This is a genomic window from Streptomyces sp. 8K308 (assembly GCF_004348315.1).
Lineage (GTDB): Bacteria > Actinomycetota > Actinomycetes > Streptomycetales > Streptomycetaceae > Streptomyces.
The window spans coordinates 1-6,020 of sequence record NZ_SMKC01000399.1 but is presented as its reverse complement, the minus strand read 5'-3'; the positions used below and the strand labels follow the sequence as shown (position 1 = coordinate 6,020).

The 6,020-nt window shown below is 70.8% G+C and carries 6 protein-coding genes and 1 pseudogene; 2 read left to right on the top strand and 5 right to left on the bottom strand.

Annotation, left to right across the window (positions count from 1 at the left end):
- Positions 1 to 204 precede the first annotated feature (204 nt).
- A complete protein-coding gene (gene glnA / locus E1265_RS32435; RefSeq protein WP_132934542.1) occupies positions 205 to 1,620 on the bottom strand; it encodes a type I glutamate--ammonia ligase in 1,416 nt (471 codons plus the stop codon).
- A 196-nt stretch (positions 1,621 to 1,816) separates the two neighbouring features.
- On the opposite strand from glnA, the gene E1265_RS32430 reads away from it, so the two are divergent.
- Complete coding sequence (locus E1265_RS32430; RefSeq protein ID WP_132934541.1) at positions 1,817 to 2,260, top strand: RDD family protein; 444 nt, start codon at positions 1,817 to 1,819, stop codon at positions 2,258 to 2,260.
- An 80-nt stretch (positions 2,261 to 2,340) separates the two neighbouring features.
- On the opposite strand, the gene E1265_RS32425 is transcribed toward E1265_RS32430, so the two are convergent.
- The 4 genes from E1265_RS32425 to lipB form a co-directional block, all read right to left on the bottom strand.
- Positions 2,341 to 3,051 (bottom strand): DUF4191 domain-containing protein, encoded by a 711-nt coding sequence (locus E1265_RS32425; protein ID WP_132934540.1) that lies wholly within the window; start codon positions 3,049 to 3,051, stop codon positions 2,341 to 2,343.
- Between the two features lie 87 nt (positions 3,052 to 3,138).
- Entirely contained in the window at positions 3,139 to 3,333 is a 195-nt protein-coding gene (locus E1265_RS32420; RefSeq protein WP_132934539.1) for a hypothetical protein, read from the bottom strand.
- Positions 3,334 to 3,418: 85 nt separating this feature from the next.
- Positions 3,419 to 4,360, bottom strand: coding sequence for a lipoyl synthase (gene lipA / locus E1265_RS32415; protein WP_132934538.1), 942 nt, complete (start codon positions 4,358 to 4,360; stop codon positions 3,419 to 3,421).
- Positions 4,361 to 4,450: 90 nt separating this feature from the next.
- Entirely contained in the window at positions 4,451 to 5,242 is a 792-nt protein-coding gene (lipB, locus tag E1265_RS32410; RefSeq protein ID WP_132934537.1) for a lipoyl(octanoyl) transferase LipB, read from the bottom strand.
- Between the two features lie 204 nt (positions 5,243 to 5,446).
- Here lipB and E1265_RS32405 point away from each other — a divergent pair.
- Positions 5,447 to 6,020 (top strand): annotated as a pseudogene (locus E1265_RS32405) (regulator); the annotation flags it as partial.

Sequence of the window (6,020 nt, the reverse complement as noted above, 5' to 3'; positions counted from 1 at the left end):
CCGTCCACCCCCACCGCCGCCGGCTGCTCCGCCACCCGGAACGCTTCAGCACCGCCCTCACCACCACCGGCAGCGCCCCCGGCACCCCCGCGATGGCCACCCTGGCCGACCGCCTCTGCGCGGACTGAGTCCCGGACACGGCGAGGGCCCGGCCGCCGCCCCGCACGGGACGACGACCGGGCCCTCGGTGACGCGAATCCGCCCTTACACGTCGAAGTACAGCTCGAACTCGTGCGGGTGCGGCCGCAGCTGCATCGGGGCGATCTCCTTCTCGCGCTTGAAGTCGATCCAGGTCTCGATCAGGTCGGCCGTGAAGACGCCGCCGGCCTGCAGGTACTCGTTGTCCGCCTCCAGGGCCTCGAGGACCGCGGGCAGGGAGGTCGGGACCTGCGGGAGCTCGGCGTGCTCCTCGGGGGCCAGCTCGTAGAGGTCCTTGTCGATCGGCTCGGCCGGCTCGATCTTGTTCTTGATGCCGTCGAGGCCGGCGAGCAGCAGCGCCGAGAACGCCAGGTAGGGGTTGGACGACGGGTCAGGGGCGCGGAACTCGACGCGCTTGGCCTTCGGATTGGAGCCGGTGATCGGGATGCGCATCGCGGCGGAGCGGTTGCGCTGCGAGTAGACCAGGTTGACCGGCGCCTCGAAGCCCGGCACCAGACGGTGGTAGGAGTTCACCGTCGGGTTGGTGAAGGCCAGCAGCGACGGGGCGTGCTTCAGGATGCCGCCGATGTAGTAGCGGGCGGTGTCGGACAGGCCCGCGTAGCCCTGCTCGTCGTAGAAGAGCGGGCTGCCGCCCAGCCACAGGGACTGGTGGACGTGCATGCCGGAGCCGTTGTCGCCGAAGATCGGCTTCGGCATGAAGGTGGCGGTCTTGTTGTTGCGCCAGGCCACGTTCTTGACGATGTACTTGAACAGCATCAGGTCGTCGGCGGCGGCCAGCAGCGTGTTGTACTTGTAGTTGATCTCGGCCTGGCCGGCGGTGCCCACCTCGTGGTGCTGGCGCTCGACCTCGAGGCCGGCCTTGATCAGCTCCAGGGAGATCTCGGCGCGCAGGTCGGCGAAGTGGTCGACCGGCGGGGCCGGGAAGTAGCCGCCCTTGTAGCGGACCTTGTAGCCCCGGTTGCCGCCCTCCTCGATGGCGCCGGTGTTCCAGGCGCCGGCCTCGGAGTCGATGTAGTAGTAGCCGGCGTTCGACTTGGTCTCGAAGCGGACGTCGTCGAAGACGTAGAACTCGGCCTCCGGGCCGAAGAAGGCGGTGTCCGCGATCCCGGACGAGGCCAGGTACGCCTCGGCCTTCTTCGCCACGTTCCGCGGGTCACGGCTGTAGGCCTCGCCCGTGATCGGGTCGTGGATGAAGAAGTTGATGTTGATGGTGAGGTCCTTGCGGAACGGGTCGACCCGCGCCGTGGACAGGTCGGGGACCAGCGCCATGTCGGACTCGTGGATGGCCTGGAAGCCGCGGATCGACGATCCGTCGAACATCAGGCTCGCGTTCGGGTCGAAGCTGCCGACCGGAACGGTCACGTGCTGCATGATGCCCGGCAGGTCGCAGAAGCGGACGTCGATGAACTTGACGTCCTTTTCCGCGATGTACTTGTTGATCTCGTCGGCGTTCTGGAACATCCGGTGTCCTCCTACCCCCGGCCCTGGGGTCGGGGAGTGTGCAGCTCGGGGAATGGCCCAGTGCGTGGGCCTGCCGGGGCCGACCCTAAGGACGTGCCATTTCTCGGGCATGACCCATTCGTTTCGGTGATGTTAACCGGACTTCTCCCCTGATACCGGTGACGGGTCCGCCGGGCCGGCGCGCTACGGTGGATCCGTGGACAACCGGGGATCGCGCGCGGTGGCCGACGACAGGGGCGCCGACTTCAGCTATCGGGGGGACCGTCTCGGACTGCCCAGGGAGGGCCCGGGCTCCGTCGCCTCGCCCGGTCGCCGGGTGGCCGCGATCTTCGTCGACTGGGCGCTGTGCGGGCTGATCGCATACGGTCTGCTCGCCGACGGTCAGATGCGCGCGGCCAACAGCTGGACGCTGCTCGTCTTCCTCGTGATGTCCGTCCTGACGGTGGGGACCCTCGGCCGCACGCCGGGCAAGCGGCTACTCGGCCTGAGGGTCGTGCACGTCAGCGGCGGTCGCCTGACCTTCCCCCGCGCCGCCCTCCGCTCCGCGTTGCTGGTGCTGGCCATCCCCGCCCTCGTCTGGGACCGGGACACCCGTGGCCTCCACGACAAGCTGACCGACGCCGTCCAGGTCCGGGCGTAGCTCGCACGAACACGACGCACGAACACGACGGCGGCCCGGTCCCTCTCGGGACCGGGCCGCCGTCACACGTTCCGGCGCGGTCAGCGACCGCGGCGGGGGGACCCGCCGCCCTTCGGGAGGCGCATGCCCTTGGGCATGGGGCCCTTCGGCAGCGGCATGTTGCTCATCAGGTCGCCCATCGCCCGCAGCCGGTCGTTGACCTCGGTGACGCGGGGGCCGCCGAGGACCCTGGGGTACTTGAGGATCGTGGAGCGCAGCTTCTTCAGCTCGACCTGGCCCTCGCCGCGGCCGACGATCACGTCGTGCACCGGCACCTCGGAGATCGCCCGGTTCATCCGCCGCTTCTCGGCCGCCATCAGGGTCCTGAGCCGGTTCGGGTTGCCCTCGCCGACCAGCACCACGCCGAACTTGCCGACCGCCCGGTGCACCACGTCCTGGTTGCGGTTGATGGCCACGGCCGGCGTGAAGCTCACGCCGCGCCGCATGTTCTCCAGGACCGCGGCGGCGGCGCCCGGCTGGCCCTCCATCTGGCTGAACGCCGCCCGCTCGGCCCGCCGGCCGAAGACGATCGCCGTGGTCAGCAGCGCGACCAGGAAACCGAGGATGCCGAGATAGATCGGGTGGCCGATCAGGAAACCGATGGCCAGGACGACACCGAACGTGCCGAGGCCCACCGCTGAGATGATCCAGCCGATCCAGCGATCGTTCCGCCGGGTCATCCGGTACGTCAGGGCGATCTGCTTGAGCCGCCCCGGGTTTTCGGAATCCTGTTCCTTGTCCTTCCGCGCCATACCGGTCAGTCTACGGGGCCGTGCCGACCGCTCAGCCCGCCAGGCCGGTTGCGCACGGGCACGGCGTCCGTCGCGCCGCGCCGCTCGTCAGCGCACGGCCACGGGGTCCTTCGGACCGCTCCGGCCGGCAGGCCGGTCACGCACCGCCCGCAGCGCCTGCTCGGCCTCCGTGCGGGCCACCGCCCGCTCGCGGTCCTCCTGGACCGCCGCCCAGGCGTTCCGCAGGGCCGTGCGGCGGCCTCCCCGCAGCAGGCGTTCCTCAAGTAGACGCAGCGTCCGCATGGCCAGCCCCTCCCCAGGCGGTCGGTCAAATGTCCTTCTATTGTTATCGAATGGTGTTTCGGGACCGTGACCCGGGGGTGAAGACTCAGGCGGCCCTGGTCTCGCCCCGGCGCGTGATCGCCTGCTGGTAGAGCCGCCCGGCCCGGTACGACGAACGCACCATCGGCCCGGACATCACCCCGGCGAAGCCGATCTCCTCGGCCTCCTGCCGGAGCTCGACGAACTCCTCGGGCTTGACCCACCGCTCCACCGGGTGATGCCGCGGCGTCGGCCGCAGGTACTGCGTGATGGTGATCAACTCGCAGCCCGCCTCGTGCAGGTCGCGCAGGGCCTGGCTGATCTCGTCCCGCGTCTCGCCCATGCCCAGGATCAGGTTGGACTTCGTGACCAGACCGTCCTCGCGGGCCAGCGTCAGCACCCGCAGCGACCGCTCGTAGCGGAACGCCGGCCGGATCCGCTTGAAGATCCGCGGCACCGTCTCGACGTTGTGCGCCAGCACCTCGGGCCGGGACCCGAACACCTCGGCCAGCTGCTCGGGAACCGCGTTGAAGTCCGGGATCAGCACCTCGACGCCCGTGCCCGGCATCAGGGCGTGGATCTGCCGCACCGTCTCGGCGTAGATCCAGGCGCCGCCGTCCGGCAGGTCGTCCCTGGCGACGCCGGTGACGGTGGCGTACTTCAGCTCCATCTGCCGCACCGACTCCGCGACCCGGCGGGGCTCGTCGCGGTCCACCTCGGTCGGCTTGCCCGTGTCGATCAGGCAGAAGTCGCACCGCCTGGTGCACTGCTCGCCGCCGACCAGGAACGTCGCCTCCCGGTCCTCCCAACACTCGAAGATGTTCGGGCAGCCGGCCTCCTGGCAGACCGTGTGCAGCCCCTCGCGCTTCACCAGGCCGTGCAGCGCCTGGTACTCCGGGCCGAGGCGGGCGCGGGTCTTGATCCACTCCGGCTTGCGCTCGATGGGGGTCTGGCTGTTCCGGACCTCGAGGCGCAGCATCTTGCGCCCGTCGGGTGCGACAGCGGACACGTCCGGCTCCCTACCACTTTCGATTCTTCGGCGCATCACAGCGTACGCCTTGGCTTGTACGGGTGACGCGGTCGGGTGGGTGCGACCGCGTCACACCGCGCGCGGCAGCGGCAGGGCGGTCTCGAGCACCTCGCGCAGGTGCTTCTCCAGCACCGGGAGCACCTCGGTGACCGGCACCCGGCGGCCGAGCTCCGCGGAGAGCGAGGTCGTGCCCGCGTCCCTGATGCCGCAGGGCACGATCCGGTCGAACGACGTGATGTCCGGATCGCAGTTGAGCGCGAAGCCGTGCATGGTGACGCCCTTGGCGACCCGGATCCCGATCGAACAGAGCTTGCGGTCCTCGCCGCGCTGCCCCGCGTTGGACGGCGCGTACTCCGGGCCGTGCAGGCGCGGGTCGAACTCCTCGTCGTGCAGCCGGGGGTCGAAGTCCAACGAGAGCCCGCCGAGCCGCGCCGCGCCGTCCGCGCCGCGCTGCGCCTCGCCGAGCACCCAGACCCCGCTGCGGCCCTCCACCCGGGAGGTCTCCACGCCGAAGTCGGCGCAGACCCTGATCACCGCCTCCTCGAGCCGCCGCACGTGAGCGATCACGTCAACGGGGCGCGGCAACTTCAGGATCGGATACCCGACGAGCTGCCCAGGACCGTGCCAGGTGATCTTCCCGCCCCGGTCGACGTCGACCACGGGCGTGCCGTCCAGCGGTCGTTCGCTGTCCGCCGTGCGCCGGCCGGCCGTGTAGACCGCCTGGTGCTCGAGCAGCAGGCACGTGTCAGGGATCTCGTCCGAGAACCGCGCGGTGTGCACCCGCCGCTGCTCCTGCCAGGCCGCGTGGTACTCCACGGCCTCCGATCCGAAGCCCAGACGGACAAAGCGCAGCTCGCTCACGGCGGCTTTCCCTTCGCACATTCGTACAAGGCGCCATTGGACGCTTGAACCCCACTGTAAGCCCGACCCACAACCATGCCTGGGCCGCCCCGGGGCTCACACATATGGATGAATCCTCGGCCCAGAAGCCGATGAAACCAGGAAGGACCGTTACATTCGCGCCGTTCCAGCCGCACAGCCGTAAGGCAGGAGACCGCACCGCCGATGTCCACGGAACGACCCGGAGGCCCGCCCTCCCCGCAGTCCACGCCACCGCGCACGCCGAACCGCCAGCTCGCCGCCCTGATCGCCGAGGCCGGGTTCTCCCATGCCGGGTTGGCCCGCCGGGTCGACCAGCTCGGCCTCGAACACGGCCTCGATCTCCGCTACGACAAGACGTCCGTGACCCGCTGGCTGCGCGGTCAGCGGCCGCGCGGCACCACGCCCGCCCTGATCGCCGAGGTCTTCACCCGCCGGCTCGGCCGCCGCCTCTCCGCCCAGGACCTCGGGCTCGAGGCCTGCGCCCCGGTCTACGCGGGCCTCGAGTTCGCCGCCAGCCCCGCCGAGGCCGTCGACATCGTGGCCGGCCTGTGGCGCAAGGACTCGGGCAGCTACGCCGAGCTCCGCAAGATCGCCTTCACCCCGGCCGGCCTCGTCGTGCCGAGCCGCGACTGGCTCATCGGCCGCCCCGACGAGCGGGTCGCGCGCGGCGAGCCGGCCGTCGCCGAGCCGCCCGCCGGAGCCCCGCCGGCCGGCCCGCTGGTGCGCGTCCCCGAGCAGGGCCGCGGCGCCGTCCGCC

What these genes read in the sequence shown, in the direction of transcription:
- glnA (WP_132934542.1), bottom strand. Translation starts at nt 1,620, where the DNA reads ATGTTCCAGAACGCCGACGAGATCAACAAGTACATCGCGGAAAAGGAC.
- E1265_RS32425 (WP_132934540.1), bottom strand. Translation starts at nt 3,051, where the DNA reads ATGGCGCGGAAGGACAAGGAACAGGATTCCGAAAACCCGGGGCGGCTC.
- E1265_RS32420 (WP_132934539.1), bottom strand. Translation starts at nt 3,333, where the DNA reads ATGCGGACGCTGCGTCTACTTGAGGAACGCCTGCTGCGGGGAGGCCGC.